The sequence below is a fragment of the uncultured Aquabacterium sp. genome (assembly GCF_947366995.1).
GTDB lineage: Bacteria > Pseudomonadota > Gammaproteobacteria > Burkholderiales > Burkholderiaceae_C > Aquabacterium.
The window spans coordinates 62,365-80,120 of record NZ_CANBCC010000008.1 but is presented as its reverse complement, the minus strand read 5'-3'; the positions used below and the strand labels follow the sequence as shown (position 1 = coordinate 80,120).

Annotated in this window: 18 protein-coding genes and 1 pseudogene; 6 read left to right on the top strand and 13 right to left on the bottom strand. The window is 67.6% G+C overall.

The window, feature by feature from the left end:
* From Q0Z44_RS04280 to Q0Z44_RS04265, 4 genes and pseudogenes are all read right to left on the bottom strand, one after another.
* Positions 1-558, bottom strand: a pseudogene (locus Q0Z44_RS04280) (ammonia channel protein); the annotation flags it as partial.
* Positions 559-581: 23 nt separating this feature from the next.
* A complete protein-coding gene (gene glnK / locus Q0Z44_RS04275) occupies positions 582-920 on the bottom strand; it encodes a P-II family nitrogen regulator (protein ID WP_298010836.1) in 339 nt (112 codons plus the stop codon).
* Positions 921-1,067: 147 nt separating this feature from the next.
* Entirely contained in the window at positions 1,068-1,886 is an 819-nt protein-coding gene (gene hutG / locus Q0Z44_RS04270) for an N-formylglutamate deformylase (protein ID WP_298010834.1), read from the bottom strand.
* Positions 1,883-2,902 (bottom strand): LysR family transcriptional regulator, encoded by a 1,020-nt coding sequence (locus tag Q0Z44_RS04265; RefSeq protein WP_298010832.1) that lies wholly within the window; start codon positions 2,900-2,902, stop codon positions 1,883-1,885. The genes hutG and Q0Z44_RS04265 overlap by 4 nt, the downstream gene beginning before the upstream one ends.
* Positions 2,903-3,050: 148 nt before the next feature.
* Here Q0Z44_RS04265 and Q0Z44_RS04260 point away from each other — a divergent pair, with 148 nt between their 5' ends.
* Both Q0Z44_RS04260 and Q0Z44_RS04255 read left to right on the top strand, forming a co-directional pair.
* The gene (locus Q0Z44_RS04260) at positions 3,051-4,238 is read left to right on the top strand and encodes an FAD-binding oxidoreductase (protein ID WP_298010830.1); all 1,188 of its coding nucleotides are present in this window, start codon (positions 3,051-3,053) and stop codon (positions 4,236-4,238) included.
* Positions 4,239-4,835, top strand: coding sequence for a HutD family protein (locus Q0Z44_RS04255; protein ID WP_298010828.1), 597 nt, complete (start codon positions 4,239-4,241; stop codon positions 4,833-4,835).
* A 24-nt stretch (positions 4,836-4,859) separates the two neighbouring features.
* On the opposite strand, the gene Q0Z44_RS04250 is transcribed toward Q0Z44_RS04255, so the two are convergent.
* A complete protein-coding gene (locus Q0Z44_RS04250; protein WP_298010826.1) occupies positions 4,860-5,462 on the bottom strand; it encodes an XRE family transcriptional regulator in 603 nt (200 codons plus the stop codon).
* A 244-nt stretch (positions 5,463-5,706) separates the two neighbouring features.
* Here Q0Z44_RS04250 and glnT point away from each other — a divergent pair, with 244 nt between their 5' ends.
* From glnT to Q0Z44_RS04230, 4 genes are read left to right on the top strand one after another with little or no spacing between them, the layout of a single operon-like run.
* Positions 5,707-7,053 (top strand): type III glutamate--ammonia ligase, encoded by a 1,347-nt coding sequence (gene glnT, locus Q0Z44_RS04245; protein WP_298010841.1) that lies wholly within the window; start codon positions 5,707-5,709, stop codon positions 7,051-7,053.
* An 18-nt stretch (positions 7,054-7,071) separates the two neighbouring features.
* A complete protein-coding gene (locus Q0Z44_RS04240) occupies positions 7,072-7,980 on the top strand; it encodes a class II glutamine amidotransferase (protein ID WP_298010824.1) in 909 nt (302 codons plus the stop codon).
* Positions 7,968-8,657, top strand: a complete 690-nt coding sequence (locus Q0Z44_RS04235) for a protein glxC (protein WP_298010822.1) — start codon at positions 7,968-7,970, stop codon at positions 8,655-8,657. The genes Q0Z44_RS04240 and Q0Z44_RS04235 overlap by 13 nt, the downstream gene beginning before the upstream one ends.
* Positions 8,658-8,668: 11 nt before the next feature.
* Entirely contained in the window at positions 8,669-10,033 is a 1,365-nt protein-coding gene (locus Q0Z44_RS04230; RefSeq protein ID WP_294637125.1) for an FMN-binding glutamate synthase family protein, read from the top strand.
* Between the two features lie 72 nt (positions 10,034-10,105).
* Here the strand turns inward: Q0Z44_RS04230 and Q0Z44_RS04225 are convergent, their stop codons facing one another.
* The 8 genes from Q0Z44_RS04225 to Q0Z44_RS04190 all read right to left on the bottom strand — a co-directional run bounded on the left by Q0Z44_RS04225 (position 10,106) and on the right by Q0Z44_RS04190 (position 17,738).
* Positions 10,106-11,029, bottom strand: coding sequence for a DMT family transporter (locus Q0Z44_RS04225; protein ID WP_298010819.1), 924 nt, complete (start codon positions 11,027-11,029; stop codon positions 10,106-10,108).
* Entirely contained in the window at positions 11,026-12,468 is a 1,443-nt protein-coding gene (gene ccoG, locus Q0Z44_RS04220; RefSeq protein WP_298010817.1) for a cytochrome c oxidase accessory protein CcoG, read from the bottom strand. Before ccoG ends, Q0Z44_RS04225 begins: the two co-directional genes overlap by 4 nt.
* A 2-nt stretch (positions 12,469-12,470) precedes the next feature.
* Positions 12,471-13,193, bottom strand: coding sequence for a hypothetical protein (locus Q0Z44_RS04215; RefSeq protein ID WP_298010815.1), 723 nt, complete (start codon positions 13,191-13,193; stop codon positions 12,471-12,473).
* 75 nt (positions 13,194-13,268) lie between these two features.
* A complete protein-coding gene (locus Q0Z44_RS04210) occupies positions 13,269-14,558 on the bottom strand; it encodes an MSMEG_0569 family flavin-dependent oxidoreductase (RefSeq protein WP_298010813.1) in 1,290 nt (429 codons plus the stop codon).
* 55 nt (positions 14,559-14,613) lie between these two features.
* Positions 14,614-14,904, bottom strand: coding sequence for an MSMEG_0570 family nitrogen starvation response protein (locus Q0Z44_RS04205; RefSeq protein ID WP_294637120.1), 291 nt, complete (start codon positions 14,902-14,904; stop codon positions 14,614-14,616).
* A complete protein-coding gene (locus Q0Z44_RS04200; protein WP_298010811.1) occupies positions 14,897-16,087 on the bottom strand; it encodes an MSMEG_0565 family glycosyltransferase in 1,191 nt (396 codons plus the stop codon). The genes Q0Z44_RS04205 and Q0Z44_RS04200 overlap by 8 nt, the downstream gene beginning before the upstream one ends.
* Positions 16,084-17,154, bottom strand: coding sequence for a sll0787 family AIR synthase-like protein (locus tag Q0Z44_RS04195; RefSeq protein WP_298010809.1), 1,071 nt, complete (start codon positions 17,152-17,154; stop codon positions 16,084-16,086). Before Q0Z44_RS04195 ends, Q0Z44_RS04200 begins: the two co-directional genes overlap by 4 nt.
* Complete coding sequence (locus Q0Z44_RS04190) at positions 17,151-17,738, bottom strand: MSMEG_0567/Sll0786 family nitrogen starvation N-acetyltransferase (protein WP_298010807.1); 588 nt, start codon at positions 17,736-17,738, stop codon at positions 17,151-17,153. Before Q0Z44_RS04190 ends, Q0Z44_RS04195 begins: the two co-directional genes overlap by 4 nt.
* Positions 17,739-17,756: the final 18 nt, after the last annotated feature.

Below are 17,756 nucleotides of genomic sequence, written 5' to 3'. Positions count from 1 at the left end.
CATGTGGGCCAGCGGCAGGTAGCTGAATGTGAACCACAGCACCATGAAGACCAGCAGGGCCGAGAACTTCACTCGCTCAGCCAGTGAGCCAATGATCAGCGCCGGCGTGATGGCCGCAAACGTCATCTGGAAGGCAACGTAGAGGTATTCAGGGATGGCCACCCCTTTGGTGAACGTGGCCGCCAGCGTGTCGACCGTGACCCCGCGCAGGAATGCCTTGTCGAAGCCCCCGAAAAACGCGTTGCCCTCGGTGAACGCGAGGCTGTAGCCATACAGACACCACAGCATGCCCAGCAACGAGAAGGTGATCATCACCTGCATCATCACGGAGAGCATGTTCTTGGCGCGCACCATGCCGCCGTAGAACAGCGGCAGGCCGGGCACCGCCATCATGATCACCAGCACCGTGGCGACGATGATCCAGGTGGCATCACCCTTGTTGACCACGGGTGCAACGGCCGAGGCGGCCGCCGTCACCGCGGTGGCGGCGTCCTGCGCATGGGCCGGCGCAAGGCATGCGGCGGCCAGCGCCGCTGCAGCAAGCAGAACTTTGTTCATCGTGGACTCCTGGTGTGCAGGGCTCAAAGCGCCTGCTCGTCGGTTTCACCCGTGCGGATGCGGACGGCCGCGTCCAGGGACGAAATGAAGATCTTGCCGTCGCCGATCTTGCCGGTGTAGGCGGCCTGGCGGATCGCCTCGACCAGGGTGTCGACCTGCTCGGCCTTCACCGCCACTTCCACCTTTACCTTTGGCAGGAAGTCGACCACGTACTCCGCACCCCGATACAACTCGGTGTGCCCTTTCTGGCGGCCAAAGCCCTTCACTTCCGATACGGTGATGCCCTGCACACCGGCATCGGCCAGCGCCTGGCGCACATCGTCGAGCTTGAACGGCTTGATCACGGCGGTAATCAGCTTCATGGGAACTCCAGTCTTCATTCATGCAGTCAGCCCCCCTGACTGCTCCGATGAAGGTGATGCAACCCCTGTGCCAATGTTTCCTATTGAGATACGTTGATTAACCACAGGAAACACGCCGCACCGCGGTGCACCGCCCCATTGCGGGGATCAAGCCGCACCAGCGCGTGTCACGTTCAGCTGCGCCAGACCGGCACGCAGCATCGCCTCGAGCAACGGCTGCACCTGGCCGGCCACATCCGGCTCATACGAGAACGGCGCGTCTTCCTGCATGTACAGGCGCTGGCTCATCTCAAGCTGAATGGCGTGGATGCCGGTGGACGGCTGCCCGTAATGGCGCGTGATGTAGCCGCCCTTGAAGCGCCCGTTGACGACATGCGTGTAGGGCCCCGTGCGCGCCACATCGACGACCGCCGACAGGATGGCGGGATCGCAGCTGCGGCCATCGGCCGTGCCGAAGTTCAGGTCCGGCAGACGGCCTTCGAACAGGCGCGGCAACACGCTGGCAATCGAGTGGGCATCCCACAGCATCACCGCGCCATGCAACGCCTTCAGCCGATCCAGCTCGGTGCGGATCTGTTCATGGTATGGCCGCCAGTACGCTTCCAGGCGCCGCGCCTGCTCGGCGTCGTCCGGCACGTGGCCCGGCAGGTACAGCGGCTCGCCGCGGAAGGTGTCCATGGGGCACAGCGACGTGGTGGTCTGCCCGGGATACAGGCTTTCCCCATTGGGCGGGCGGTTCAGGTCGATCACATAACGAGACACCTTGGCCTGGATGATGGACGCGCCCATCTCGCGCGCGAAGGCGTACAGGCGGTCGAGGTGCCAGTCGGTGTCCTGGCGGATGCCGGCCACATCGGCCATGCCGGTCTGCAATGGCGCGGGGATGTGCGTGCCCAGATGGGGCATCGAGATCAGCAGCGGCAGCGTGCCGGACGTGAAGGTGTAGGTGGGCGTGTCGATCTTCATGTGAAATCCTCTTCAGGACAGGACAGTGCCGCCGGCGCGAGGGCGGGGATGGCCTTGCGGATGGCCGGCGCGGTGTCGAGGCGGATGACGTCGCGCGTGACCCGCACGACCTCTTCATCCAGCCCGGCCCACTCGCCTTCGCGCGACAGCAGAAAGAAATGACGCTGCCCCAGCCGACTCGCGGGCAGGGGCACGACGTTGACGGCATCCAGGTACTGCCGCGACTGCCACAGGCACAAGGGCGTGCTCAGGGCCCATCCCAGGCCGGAGGCCACCAGGCTGAGCAGCGGGTCGGTGGCATCGAACTCGTAGCAACGCGGTGCATCGACGCCCACATGGCGCAGGAAGCGCTCGATCTGCTGGCCCGTGACCGAGCGCTGGCTGTAGCGGATCAAGGGCAGCTTGCCAGCCGCCGCAGACAGCCCGCGCAGGGAGGTCAGCACGGGCAGGCTGTGGTGCTTGGGGTAGACCGCCACCCAGGACTCCGAGAACAGCAGGCGCTGCGAGACACGCGGGTCTTCCACCGCAGATTCGGTGCAGATGACCATGTCCAGCTCGCGACCCTGCATCTGGTCGGCCAGTCCGGGCGTCAGGCCCGACCACATGCGGATCTGGCGCGCCTTGCCGGCCATCGCCTTGATGAGCTGCGGGCCCACCGTGGCCGCGAATGAATCGACGCACCCCAGCCGGATCTGTTCCATTTCCTGCCGTGCCGAGGCGCGCACCCGGTCCATTGCCAGCCGCGCCTGCGACAGCAGCTGGGCGGAAGCCTCGTGCAGCAGGCGCCCGGCCAGCGTGGGCCGCGCCGGCCGCACCTCGCGGTCCATCAACTGCAGGCCCAGGTCTTCTTCCAGCGACTTGATGGACTGGCTGACCGCGCTCTGGCTCAAGCCCAGGCGCTCGGCCGCCAGCACCATGGAACTGGCATCGCAAACGGCCACGAAGACCTCCAGGGCGCGCAGGTCGGGCACCCCGGCATGTCGGCGTTGGGCAGGCGGTGCTTTGGGTAAAGCCATGTGGGGCATCCTCAAGGGGTTCGGGGCAGACGCTGATAACTTCAGTTTTTCCGCATCTGTGATGGTGATTCACTTCATCTAACAAGAGCCGTGCCAGGCCCGACTACGCTGACCTCATCCCAACCTCTTGAACCCAGAAAGGCTGACGATGGAAAGCTATGACGCCATCGTGATCGGGGCCGGTGTGATCGGCTCTTCGGTTGCTTACCACCTTGCCCGTTTCGGCGCGAAGAAGGTGCTCGTGCTGGACCGGTCGCAGATCGGCGCCGGCACCAGCACCCAGTCCTCGGGCATCCTGCGCACGCACTACTCGGTGATCGAGAACGTGGAACTGGCAAAGCGCTCGTGGTCGGTCTTCACCGACTTCTCGGCCTACCTGGAAGACGAGGAAGCCGCATCCGGCCTGGTGAAGTGCGGCTACCTGATCTGTGCGCCGGACGGCCCCAAGCTGTCTCCGCTGCAGTCGGCCCTCGAGGGCCAGCGTGCCATGGGCATCGAAGTGCAGTTCCTGGGCCAGGAGGAAGCCCGCTCGCTGTTGCCCATTGCCAACTTCGACGACGCCGCGCTGATCGGCTACGAGCCTGAAGCCGGCTTTGCCGATGCCTACCTCGTGGCCACCAGCTTTGCCCGCGCAGCGCGCCGCCTGGGCGTCAAGATCATGGAGGGCGTCAACGTCGAGAAGCTGCTGGTGGACAACGGCCGCGTCTGCGGCGTCGAAACCTCGCAGGACACCTTCCGCAGCAACACGGTCATCAGCACGCAGAACATCTGGGCCACCGACATCGAGCGCTGGACCGGCATCCCCACCCCCGTGGTGCCCGAGCGCCACGCCGTGCTGGCCCTGGAATGCGCCGATGCGCACTACACCTTCAAGATGCCCGTCTTCAAGGACCTCGGCTCGCCGGGCATGCTGTACTGCCGCAGTTATGGCGGCAACCAGATGCTGGTGAGCGAAGGCATCGTCGGCGAGACGCTGGCCGTGCCGGACAACGAGCAGGGCGACATCTCGATGGACTACGTGGTCGAGGTCGGTGCTCAGGTGGCCGAGCGCTTCCCGGCCTACGAGACCGCCGGGCTGGCCTCGTCGTGGACCGGCGTCTACGACGTCACCCCCGACTGGAACCCGGTGCTGGGCCGTCTGCCCGGCATCCAGGGCCTGATCGTGGGCTATGGCTTCTCGGGCCATGGCTTCAAGCTGTCTCCGGCGGTCGGCCGCGTGCTGGCGCAAGAGGCACTGGGCCTGCCGACCGATGTGTCGCTGGCACCCTATGCGCTCGAGCGCTTCAGCACCGGTCAGTTGCTGACCGGCAAGTACGGCCTGGGCGCGGTGTCCTGAGTGATCACGCACGTCGTGGCCCTGCCCAAGGGCCTGACCCAACTGTCGCTGGCCGCCCTGCCGCGCGAGCGGTGGCGCAACGGCAAGGGGTGGACCCGGCCGGTGGCGCAGGGCGGCCCCGCGGGCGCACCGTCGTGGCGCGTGAGCCTGGCGGAGATCACCGAGGCGGCGCCCTTCTCGGCGTTTCCAGGCATGGACCGGACCACGGTACTGGTCGATGGCGGACCGGTCTCGCTGGTGGCGCCGCACCAGCAGTGGGCCCTGTCAGAGCCAGGCGACCGGGCGCACTACGGCGGTGAGCTGCCCCTGCACAACACGGCCCCGGAACGCGACACGCTGTTCTGGAACGTCATGACGACACGGGGCCGGGTCTCGGCCTCCGTTCACCTGCTGCACGGCGCACAGGCCCTTCCAGAGCAGGGCCACAGCCTGGTATGGGTGCTTCGCGGCGGCTACACGCTCGCCGGCCAGCCACTGCCCGGCCTGATCCACCTGGGCCCGCAAGAAGGACTGCACTGGCGTGGCGGCCAGCACAAGCTCATGCTGCGAGCCACCGAGCCAGACAGCCTGCTGCTGCACACCTTGCTCACCGAGTGAGACAGTGTGTTCACCCGGCCAGGTTCAGTCAGCCTGGCGCGGGTACACGATCACCGACAGGAACTTGATCGGGCACTTGGCCAGGCGTTCCGGCCCGTGCGGCACTTCCCCTTCGAAAGACAGCGAATCACCGGGTTCGAGCAGGTAGGTTTCCTGCCCGACCCGGTATTCGATCTTGCCTTCCAGCATGTAGAGGAACTCATGCCCCGGGTGCTCGAAGGTCGGGTAGCGCTCGGAGTCGTCCTCGATGGTGATCAGGAACGGCTCGAACAGCTTGACCGGGCCCTGGTCGTAGGCCAGCAGGTGGTAGGTGTGCCCGCTCTTGGTGCCTCGACGCACCACTTCCATGCCGGCGCCCTTCTTGATGTGCTGCGCCGAGCTGGAGGTCGCGTCGTACTTGCTGAACAGCATCGACATCGACACGCCAAGCACCCGCGCAATGCGGGCCAAGGTGTCCATGCCGGCTGTGGTCTGCCCGTTCTCGATCTTGGACAGCATGCCGCGGCTGATGCCCGCCTGTTCGGCCACCTGCGCCAGGGTGAGGCTGTGCCGCTGCCGCTGCTCGCGTATGGCCGCCCCCACCGTTTCTTCCAGTGATGGCAGGTTGCCGCTCTGGTCCCTATCCAAGCCTCGCTCCTTTGAACATTGCCGTGAAACGCAGTGTACGTGGACACCTGAACGCAGCGCCTCGCTCACCAAAATGGTGTTTCCTTGTAGGCACACTAGTTGCATTACAGGAAACACCGCGATAAGCTTCCTTCCCATGAAGCAGCGCGCACCGCACCGGGACTGAACCCGGTCCCAACACCTGAAGGAGCCTGCCTTGAACGCTGCCATCCCCCTTCCCCTTGATGCCCCGCCCGGCGAACTCGTGCCCCCCGTGCGTTTCGACACCGTCGAAGAAGCGCAGCAATACCTGCGTGCCCAGGGCGTGTCCTATGTGCTGGCCCAGTTTGTCGACATCCACGGTGTGGCGAAGGCAAAGTCGGTGCCAGTGGCACATCTGGAGACCGTGCTGACGGACGGCGCCGGTTTCGCCGGCTTCGCCATCTGCGGCGTCGGCATCGAGCCCCACGGCCCGGACTTCATGGCCCGCGGCGACCTGAGCACCGTCTCGCTGGTGCCCTGGCAGCCCGGCCTGGCCCGCATCGTGTGCGAAGGCCATGTGGAAGGCGAACCCTGGGTCTACGACAGCCGCGTCACGCTGAAGAAGCAGGTGGCCCGTCTGGCCGAGCGCGGCCTGACGATGTTCACCGGTCTGGAGCCCGAGTTCTCGCTGCTGCGTCGTACCGAGTCCGGCGGCATCGAGCCCTGCGACCCCAGCGACACGCTGGCCAAGCCCTGCTATGACTACAAGGGCCTGTCGCGCACCCGCGCCTACCTGGAGAAGCTCTCCAACGTGATGCGCGCCACCGGCATCGACGTCTACCAGATCGACCATGAAGACGCCAACGGCCAGTTCGAACTGAACTACACCTACACAGACTGTCTCACCTCGTGTGATCACTTTGTGTTCTTCAAGATGGCGGCCGCCGAGATCGCCAACGAGATGGGCCTGGTGTGCTCGTTCATGCCCAAGCCCTTTGCCAACCGCCCGGGCAACGGCATGCACATGCACCTGTCCATCGGCGACGGCAAGCGCAACCTGTTCTGCGACAAGGCCGATGCCAACGGTCTGGAGCTGTCGCCCATGGCCTATCACTTCCTGGGCGGCCTGCTGGCCCACGCGCCGGCCCTGACCGCGCTGTGCGCCCCGACGGTGAACTCGTACAAGCGCCTGGTGGTGGGCCGCTCGCTGACGGGCGCCACCTGGGCCCCGGCCTACATCAGCTACGGCGACAACAACCGCTCGACCATGGTGCGCGTGCCCAAGGGTCGTCTGGAACTGCGCCTGCCTGACGGTGCCTGCAACCCCTACCTGGCCACCGCCGCTGTGATCGTAGCCGGTCTCGATGGCATCGACCGCAAGCTGGACCCGGGTGCCCCGCGCAACGTGAACCTCTACGAGTGGAGCGATGCACAGCTCAAGGATGCGGGCATTGGCCTCTTGCCGCAAAACCTGGGCGCCGCCCTGGATGCGCTGGAAGCCGACGAGCTGATCACGGGCGCCCTGGGCCCGGTCGCCAAGGAGTTCCTCAAGCTCAAGCGCATGGAGTGGATCGAATACCAGCGCCATGTCTCGGACTGGGAAGTCAAGCAATACCTGGAATTTTTCTGAAGAAGGAACAGACCCATCATGTGTGGAATCGTTGGATTGCTCCTCAAGAAGCCCGCGCTGCGCAGCCAGCTCGGCGAGCTCATGGTGCCCATGCTCATCGGCATGACCGAGCGTGGCCCCGATTCGGCCGGCCTGGCCGTGTTCACCGACCCGCTGCCCGCGGGCCTGCGCAAGATCAGCGTGTACTCGGGCCTGACCGAGGAAGGCAACGACTACGACTGGTCGGCCCTGCTGGACGCGCTCAACGCCGAGCTGAAGGTCCAGGCCAAGGCGAGCGTCAAGGACAACCATGCCGTGATCACCTTCGAGGGCGCGGCCGAGCCGGTCAAGGCCTTCGTCAAGGCCTACGGTCCGAAGCTGCACCTGCTGTCGACCGGCCGCAGCATCGACCTGTACAAGGACATCGGCACACCGGCTGAAGTGGCCGCCCGCTACCAGTTCAGCCAGCTGCAAGGCAGCCACCTGGTCGGCCACACCCGCATGGCCACCGAGTCGGCCGTGACGCCGGACCGCGCACACCCCTTCACCGCCGGTGAAGACTTCTGCCTGGTGCACAACGGCTCGCTGTCGAACCCGAACGGCGTGCGCCGCATGCTCGAGCCGCGTGGCATCAAGTTCGAAACCGACAACGACACCGAGGCGGCCTGCCGCTTCCTGGAGTGGCGGCTGCGCGAAGGCGACACCCTGCACAACGCGCTGCAGAAGGGCTTCGAAGCGCTGGATGGCTTCTTCACCTTCCTGATGGGCACGTCGACCGAACTGGCCCTGATCCGCGACCCCTTTGCCTGCAAACCGGCCGTGGTGGCCGAGACCGACGACTACGTGGCCATTGCCTCCGAGTTCCGCTCGCTGGCCCACCTGCCCGATGTGAAGCACGCCACCGTCTTTGAACCTGCCCCTGAGGAGATGTACGTATGGAAAGCCTGACCTTTGACCTGAGCCAGGGTGGCGTTCGCCCGCTCAACCAGCACCTGCACGGCCCGGCAGCCGAGCTGACCGGTCAGCACATCACCGTCGTGAACCCCGATGGCGCCCACAACATCGCCGTGGGCATGAATGCCCCGGTGAAGGTGACCATCGATGGCCATGCAGGCTACTACGCCGCCGGCATGAACAAGCTGGCCGACGTGACCATCAATGGCAGCGCCGGCACCGGCGTGGCCGAGAACATGATGAGCGGCAAGGTGCACGTGAAGGGCTTTGCCTCGAACAGCGCCGGGGCCTCGGCCCACGGTGGCCTGCTGATCATCGACGGCGATGCGGGCCTGCGCTGTGGCATCTCGCTCAAGGGCGGCGACATCGTGGTGGGGGGCTCGGTCGGCAGCTTCTCGGGCTTCATGGCACAGGCCGGCCGCATGGTCATCTGCGGCAACGCCGGCGACGCTCTGGGCGACTCGCTGTACGAAGCCGTGATCTACGTGAAGGGCGAGATCAAGAGCCTGGGCGCCGATGCGCAGCTGGAGCCGCTGGGCGACAGCGACATCACCGCGCTGACCGAGCTGCTGGCCGCCGCGGGCCTGAACCACAAGCCGCAGGACTTCAAGCGCGTGGCTTCCGCTCGCTCGCTGTACCACTGGAACGCAGACGCTGATCAAACCTACTGAGGAGCCCTGTCATGAGCACCGAACACCCCATCACCTTCAAGCGCCTGCAACGCGAAGAATCCGCGTCGTTCGACCGCAGCACGCTGGACTACATCCACCGCGCCTCGAACACCGGCCTGTACGAGATTCGCGGCCTGGGCGCCAAGCGCAAGCTGCCGCACTTCGATGACCTGGTCTTCCTGGGTGCCTCGCTGTCGCGTTACCCGCTGGAGGGCTACCGCGAGAAGTGCAGCACCAAGACCGTGCTGGGCACCCGTTTCGCCAAGAAGCCCATCGTGCTGGACACCCCCATCACCGTGGCCGGCATGAGCTTCGGCGCGCTGTCGGCCAACGTGAAGGAAGCCCTGGGCCTGGCGGCCACCGCCATGGGCACCTCGACCACCACCGGTGACGGCGGCATGACGCAGGAAGAGCGTCGCTCGTCGAAGACGCTGGTGTACCAGTGCCTGCCTTCGCGCTACGGCTTCAACCCCGACGACGTGCGCAAGGCCGATGCCATCGAGGTGGTGCTGGGCCAGGGCGCCAAGCCGGGCGGCGGCGGCATGCTGCTGGGCCAGAAGGTGAACCCGCGCGTGGCCAAGATGCGCACCCTGCCGGAAGGCGTGGACCAGCGCTCGGCCTGCCGCCATCCCGACTGGACCGGCCCCGATGACCTGGCCATCAAGATCCAGGAACTGCGCGAACTGACCGACTGGGAAAAGCCGATCTACGTGAAGGTGGGCGCCACCCGCGTCTACAACGACGTCAAGCTGGCCGTGCACGCCGGTGCCGACGTGGTGGTGGTCGACGGCATGCAGGGTGGCACCGCCGCCACGCAGACCTGCTTCATCGAGCACGTGGGCATCCCCACCCTGGCCGCCGTGCGCCAGGCCGTGGCCGCGCTGGAAGACCTCGACATGAAGGGCACCGTGCAGCTGATCGTGTCGGGCGGCATCCGCACCGGCGCCGACGTGGCCAAGGCCCTGGCCCTGGGTGCCGACGCCGTGGCCATCGGCCAGGGCGTGCTGATGGCCCTGGGTTGCAACCGCGACACCTACCAGCAAGGCGGCCAGCAGCACAGCGCCGAGGCCGACTACGCCGCGCTGGGCACCGCGCCCGGCTTCTGCCACCACTGCCACACGGGCAAGTGCCCGGTGGGCGTGACCACGCAGGACGCCGTGCTGGAAAAGCGCCTGGAGCCGGAATGGGGTGCCAAGCACCTCAAGAACTACCTCAAGACGCTGACCATGGAGCTGACCACGCTGGCCCGCGCCTGCGGCAAGCAGGACGTGCACCATCTGGAGCCGGAAGACCTGGTGGCCCTGACGGTGGAGGCCGCGGCCATGGCCCAGGTGCCGCTGGCCGGCACGAGCTGGATCCCGGGTCAGACCGGTTGATTCCGCCCTGAGGACAGGCCCCGGGCTTGTCCACGGCAAGCCCCCGCGCGGTGACCCCGCACGGGGGCTTTGTCATGGGCGGGCTTGCACCCTGCGGCGAGACCGGCGCGCATCCCAGGTCAACAGCAGCCCTGCAAGCAGAATCACCGCGCAACCGGCCAGTGTGATGGCGTCGACCTGCTCGCCGAACGCGACGACGCCCATGCCGACCCCGAACAACAGGCGCGTGTAGCGCAGCGGCGTGACCGCTGCCACATCGCCCGTGCGCATGGCTTTCATCAGCGAAGCATAGGCCCCGGTGCCCACCAGCACGGCCACAACCAGGGCCACCACGCCCGCGCGATCCGGCCAGACCCATGCCTGCCCTTGCCAGACGGCATACAGCGCACCGGCCACCACCACGGCCAGAAAGCCGTAGAAGCCGAGGTGGCGCGTGCCCAGCGTCACGGGCACCGCACGGCTGGCCAGGTCACGCCCGGCGAAGCCCACCATGCCGACCACCGTCAGCAGGGAGAGCACGGAGAAGTCGCCCGCGGTCGGCCTCAGGACCACGGCGACGCCGGCCAGGCCCAGCAGCACCGCCACCCAACGCACGGCGCCCACCCGTTCGCCGAAGTAAAAGCGTGCGCCCAGCACCACCAGCACCGGCGTGGCCTGCAGGATGGCCGTCGCGGAAGACAGCGGTGTCAGGGCAATGGCCAGCACATAGAACAGGCGGCCGGTGATCTCGAATCCGGCCCGCACCCACATGGGCTTCGAACGCGCATCGGCGTGCCAGAGGGGCTGCATGCCCTCGCGTCGGTAGAGCCCGAACACCAGCGCGCCACCGATCCCGAACAGCACCAGGACCTGGCCGATCGGCAGCATGCGGGCCACCTGCTTGAGCAAGGCGTCTTCCAGCGCGAAGGCGGCCATCGCCAGCACCATCCAGCCCATGCCCCTCAGGTTGTCGCTTGCATGGCGGGCGCCGGTCTCGCCGGCCGCGCGGGGCCTCATCGCGGCACGATGAAGGTGCTGCCTTCGGACAGGAGGTCCGCCTGCGTCGCGCTTCGGCTGGCCACCTGGAACCGGATCGGCAGGGTCTGACCTGCCAGCCTGGCGGCCTGTGACATGGGCAGTTGCACCGACACGGTCAACTGCATGTCGGCCACCGGCGACAGGACGATGTCCGACCGGCTCATCACCTGAGCGCCCGGCAAGCCTTCGACAGTGATCGCAATGCGCTGAAGCTGCTCGGTCTGGTTCATGAGTTGCAGGCGGTAGACGTTTTCAACGGCGCCGTCCTCGACCAGGCGGGCCATCACGCCCCGGTCGCGGATGACGTCCACACGGATGTCGGGGCGATGCGCCACCGACCAGGCCATGGCGAGCAGCAAGCCGCCCATCACGCCAGCATACAGGCGAACGCGGTGGCGCATGAGCAGGCTGCCGACGCCGCCCGGTGTGGTGGCCTGGCCGCCCTGCCCATCGCCCTGAAGCTCGCGCTGCCGGGCGTAGCGGATCAGACCACGCGGCTGACCGATCTTGTCCATGACGGCATCGCACGCGTCGATGCAGAGCGCGCAGCCGATGCATCCGGCCTGCAGGCCATTGCGGATGTCCACGCCGGTGGGGCAGACCTGGACGCACAGGGTGCAGTCCACACAGGCGCCCGGGCGCGAGGGCTCCTCGCTGCCCTTGCGGGGCACGCCCCGCGGCTCACCCCGCTTCACGTCATAGCCCACGATCAGGGTCTCGCTGTCCATCAGGGCACCCTGGAAGCGGCCGTAGGGGCACATGTGCAGGCACACCTTCTCGCGCAGGAAACCTGCGTTGCCATAGCAGGCCACGCCGTAGAACAGGCTCCAGAACACATCCCAGAAGCCCACTGTGCCGTGCAGGATCTGCGGCCCGACCTCGCGGATGGGCGAGAACCAGCCCACGAAGGTGAAGCCCGTCCACAGGCTGATGGCGATCCACACCGCGTGCTTGCCGCCCCGGCGCAGCAGCTTGTTGGCGGTCCAGCCCGACTGATCGAGCCGGATGCGCTGGTAGCGGTCGCCCTCGGTATGCCGCTCGACCCACATGAACAGCGAGGTGTACACGGTCTGCGGGCAACTGAAGCCGCACCACACGCGGCCGGCCAGCGTGGTGGCCGCAAACAGCAGCATCGCGCAGAACACCAGCAGGCCGGTGAGGAAGATCAGGTCCTGCGGCAGGAAGATCAGGCTGCCCAGATAGAAGCGCTTGGCTTCCAGGTCGAAGCGCACCATCTGGCGGCCCTGCCATTCCAGCCAGGGCAGGCCGAAGAAGAAGAGCTGGGTCAGGGCCAACATCAGCCAGCGCAGGCGGCTGAATCGGCCCTTGACGGACTTGGGCTGCACCTTGCTGGCAGCCTCCACGCCCGGCATCAGGGACACGGGCTGGATGGGGATCACGCGGGGGGTGGACGACATGGTCAGACCTCGTACTTCTTGTGGACAGGCGCAGGCCGGCTCAGCGCCGCCGCCAGCATCGCGGGACGCAGGGCCTGATCGAGCAGTTGCAGGTGCAGGGCGAGGCGGTGCGGGTCGTCGGCCAGCAGCTCGTCCTCACGGAAATAGACGTTGTTCAGGCGGACGGTGCCGCTGGCGGTGGCCACGTCTTGGGGGCGGGCCACGTCGATCATGTGGCGCAGACCGTCCTCTTCACTGCGCAGGACCACCCAGGCCCAGCGCTGGGGCTGGCCCACCTGCGCATCAAAGCGCACAGGGCACACGACCACATAGCCCTCCCATTGCAGGTTGGGCACGTCGTCGAGCAGGCCGTTCAGGTGCCAGCCGCGCTCCAGCGGCTGTGCCTGAACCAGCGACCGCGCGGAGGCCAGGGTGAGGTCCAGGCGCCAGGACAAGGTGCCGGCCAGGGCCCCGGTCAGCAGATCGGGCAAGAGGTGTTCGCGCAGCGCGATGTTGGGACTGTGAACCAGTGCCTCGACGGCGAGGCGCTGGGCCCACGCGATGCGGGCGGAGGCCATGTCCTGCCCGGCCAGCTCGCGGATCCGGCAGACCAGTTCGTCAACCGGGGCGCCATCGCCGCCCTGCGCCAGGGGCACGGCACAGCGCAGCAGCCCACGGCGTGCGACGGAAGCCAGGCGGGATGGCGCGTCCTGCTCAGCGCCGGTGGAGGTGAGATCCGATGTCATGCCGCCATGCTCCCGCACGGCGGCCTGGGATGGTGTGATCAGTTTTCTGAAGAAAACACCGTATCAGATGGCCTGTCAGCTGTGCAGGGCGGGCTCACGGGCCGCCACGGGTGCGCGCAGCGCCTGCTTCTCGATGGCCTCGGCCAGGTACAGCGCATCGCGCGCCACGCCCGAGAACCGGCCCGATCCCCAGGTGTACAGCCACGGCAGCCCCAGGAAGTACAGACCCGCCTGCCGGGTGACGCCCCGGTGGTGCACCGGCTGGCCCCGGCCGTTGAACACCGGTGCATCCAGCCAGCTGAAGTCCGGCTTGAAGCCGATGCACCAGATGACCGAGGTGATGCCTTCGGCCGCCAGATCCAGCCGCGTGTGGTTGCCATCGGGTTGCCAGACCGGCTCGTAGACCCCGCCCGCGGGTGCGTCGATGCCCTGTTCGGCAATGTGCTTGTCGATGGCCGCGTTGATCCCGTTGTAGACCTTGTCGGCCTGGTCCAGCGCCGCCTTCAGGTTGTCCTGGAACGAGACCACACCGTCTTGCAGGCTGTCCAGCAGACCGTACAGCTTCATGCCCTGCTTCGCGAAGGCGCGCAGGTCGATGTCGCGCCCGCCATCGCGGCCGGTCACATAGTGGTTGGTGTTGTCGCGCACGCCTTCGCGCAGCGGGTGCTGGTCCACCGGCATGTCGTAGTAGCCCATGTCGGCCAGCCAGTCGACCACATCACGGCCGCGGTAGAAGCGCGCACACCGCGGCGCGTCGCCGACCGCCAGGTGCACCTGCTTGCCGGCCAGGTGCAGGTCTTCGGCAATCTGCGCCCCGGACTGGCCGGAGCCCACCACCAGCACGCCCCCTTCAGGCAGGCTCTGCGGGTTGCGGTACTGCTCCGAGTGCAGCTGGGTGATGTGGGCAGGCAGGCGTTCGGCCAGGCGGGGCACCACAGGCTCGTGGTATCCGCCGGACGCCACCACCACCTGATCGGCGGTGAACAGACCGGCCGTGGTCTGCACGGCGTAGCCCCCTTCCGGACGGGCCTTGACGTGCTGCACCGTCACGCCGGTCAGCATCGGCGGGTTCACCTTCTTCAGGAAGGCCTCGAGATACGCCACGATCTGGTCCTTCTTCATGAAGCCGTGGGGCTCAGGGCCGTCGTAGTCATGACCCGGCAGCTTGCACTGCCAGTTGGGCGTCACCAGACAGAAGGCGTCCCAGCGCTGGGTGCGCCACGCGTGCATGGGCGTGTGCTTCTCCAGCACGAGGTGGTCGATGCTGCGTTGCTGCAGGTAGTGGCTGAGCGACAGCCCTGCCTGGCCGCCTCCGACGATGAGAACGGCGTGATGGGCGGGAGCGGATGAAGGGTGGGCGTGCATGGTCGGGTCCTCGCGGAGGGTGGGTGTGTGTGTGAAAAAGCGAATGGCGGCGCTGTCAGGCGGGGTCGAAATGCAGGACCATGACCTCGGCCTGGGGTGACGGGGTGTGGCGCTCGGCCTGGCTCTCGATTTCGGCCCACTGGTCCATGGCGCGCGAGCAGGCAAAGCCGTACTTCTCTCGCACGCGCTCGGACGCGATCGACAGGGCGGTGTGGGTGCGCTGCAGGAACTCCGGCAGCGGGTAGCGCTGGCCGGCCGTCAGGTGCTCGCGCACAACCAGGGAGGGCGAATAGCAGGTCTGTTCGGTGCCGTCCGGCCAGCGGACGGTGAAGTGCATTTCAGGCATGGCAGGCAAGGTGGTGTTGGTAAAGGTCGATGTGGCGGATGGCCGAGGCCGCCCAGCTGAAGCGCTGGCACACGTCGCGGGCCTGGTGTGCCAGTGCGCTGTGGTGATCCGAATCGAGGCTCTGCACGAGGCCGCGGGCGATGTCGTCCACATCGAGCGGGTCGACCCAGAAGACCTCGCCTTCGCGGAAGTGCTCTGTGAAGGGCGCACGGCGCGAGACGAGGGCGGGCGTCCCGCACGCCATGGCCTCCAGAGCCACCAGCCCGAAGCCCTCCTTGAGGGACGGCATCACGAGTGCGCGGGCCCGTCGGTACAGTGCAGCGAGAACGGCATCGGAGACCGGCCCCGCGCACACCAGGCGATCGGCATCGGGCTGCCCCGGCGCCAGGCCGGCCTCGTGTCGAAGGGTCTGGAAGGCCTGCACGGCCGCGTCATGCTGAAGCAGGCTCGCGCCACCGGCGATCACCAACTGAGCTTGTGGAGCCAGCCGGCGCACACGCGCAAAGGCCTGTAGCAACGCGACGGTGTTCTTGCGGGCCTCGACGCCGCCCACGGCCAGCCACACCGGCCCTGCGGGCTGAACGCCCAGCGCACGCAAAGCTTCGCGGTCCATGGCGGCCTGCTCGTCCGTCACGACAGGGGTGTAGCGCTGCAGGTTCACGCCGTTGTGCACGCGCCGGGCCTCACGCGCCCAGTCGCGGCGCAACACGCCTTGCCACAGGTCGCTCACGCACAGCAGCAGGCTGGCGGTGGTCACGCCCCTGGCCTGCCATGCCGTGAGTGACGGCTCGTCGAACGCGTCAAGGTGGTGAACCGTGCGCACGTAGCCCCCCACCCTGCCCTCTTCGGTCAGGTTGGCCAGGGCGTTGGCGGTGATGCTGTCCTGCGAGTGGAAGACATCGACGTCCGCCAACGCGTTCGACGTGCGCAGGTGATCGGTCATGGCGTCGATGCGATGGCGCACCGTGTTCACGAGCCCGGACGGGCCGGCCAAAAGCGGCGCGATCGACAGCCGCGCCCGCGTGGACCTGAACAGGGTCTGACCTGCTGCGGCGGCCGCCATCACGGTCACGTCGTGGCCCTGGGCCACCAGCGCATCGGCCAGTTCCAGCGTGTGCACCACCCCGCCCCGCGGGTTGAGCGAGTGCATGAGCAAGGCGATCCGGAGTCGGTCGGCCTTCATGGGGCCTCCCGCTCGCACTGCGGCACGATGAAGGGGTGCGCGGCCCAGTCCCACAGCAGCGCGAGGTCGCTGTCCAGGCCGCTTTGCAGTTGCAGGGCACTGCCTCCCTGCACCGCGCCGATCGGCGCACAGGCCATCCCGCGGGCGTGGAAGCGCGCGCACACCGCCGCCACATGGGCATCGTCCACGGCCAGCACATAGCCGAAGCTCGGAAAGGCCTGCAGCCACCGCAGCAACGCGGGCAGCCCTTCGGCAGGCCCATGCCCGGGCGGATGCGGCAAGGCAGCAAGGTCCACCGTGGCGCCGACTTGCGAGCACTCGAGCATCATGAGGACCGTGCCCAGCACGCCCGCCATGCTGATGTCCTTCGCGGCGGCGCACAGCCCGTCCTCGGCCAGCTGGGGCAACAAGGCGAGGTCGGCCCGGAGGCAGTCGGCCGGAGTCCGCGTCGACGCATTCCAGAACGGGTAGCCGCCCTCCCATTGCCCGCGCAGGTCCACGGCCATCAGCAACCGCTGACCCGGCCGTGCCGCGAAGCTGCTCAACAGACGCCGGGCCTTGCCCAGCACCGCCACCGCGAGTTGCGGCCGGGGCGCGCGTGCGTTGCTGTGCCCGCCGACGATGGGCACGCCATAGGCGGCCGAGGCGGCGGCCATGCCTTGCACGATGGGCTCTGCCTGCCCGACCCCATCACTCCACAGCGCATCGACCACCGCGATGGGCCGGCCACCCATGGCGGCAATGTCACTGAGGTTGACCATGACGGCGCTGTAGCCGGCAAACCAGGGCATCTCGCTGACGAAGTCCTCGACCAGGCCTTCAATGGCCAGCAGCAGGTGATCGCCGTGCCCATCGGGGATGACGGCACAGTCGTCGCCCAGGCCGATGCCGGCCTGCTGGGCCAGCGTGGTGTCGCCCAAGCCGCCGGGCAGGTGGCGCGAGAGCACCTGCGCCACCCCGGCGATGTCCTGCTTGTGCGCGAAGCCACGGCTGGCGCGCAGCTGGACGGTCAGGGCCGCGAGGTCGAGCGAGAGGCCTTGGGGCGCGTGTGGGTGAGCGGTGCTCATGCACGGTCCCCCCCAACGGCCGCTGCGGTGCGTGCACGGGCCTGCGGCAGCGTGAAGTAGCCCCAGTCCGGTTCATGGCATGGCGGGTAGTGCGCCAGGCTGGCCTCCATCAGGCCATGAGGCCGGCCATGCAACTGCACCGGCCCGTGCAGCCGCCAGTTCAGCTTCTCGAACAACGCGACGTTCTGCTGCTGCACGTGCGCCCAGAATGCCGTCGCGCCCCGCGCATGGGCCATGCTGACCGCCAGGCGTATCAGCGTGGCCCCCAGCCGGCCGAGATGCCGGTAGGACGGGTGCACCGCCAGGCGCGAGCCCCACCACACACCGGGCTGGGCCTCGTGGATGCGCACCGTGCCCACCACCTGGTCGCACTCGCCCGCCACGCAGGCGCAGGCCACCAGCAGGGTGGCGTCGGCGTCGATGGCATCGAGGTCGTTGCCGACGAAGAGGCCCTGCTCGACGCAGAACACCGCACGACGCAGCGCCAGGGCCTCGCGTCGCTCCCACGGCTCGCTCACGCACTTGATGCGAAAGGCGGCCGGGGCAAAGTCGATCGGCAACTCACAGACGGTGAGGGCTTGCATGGCGGGCTCCTTCGAAGC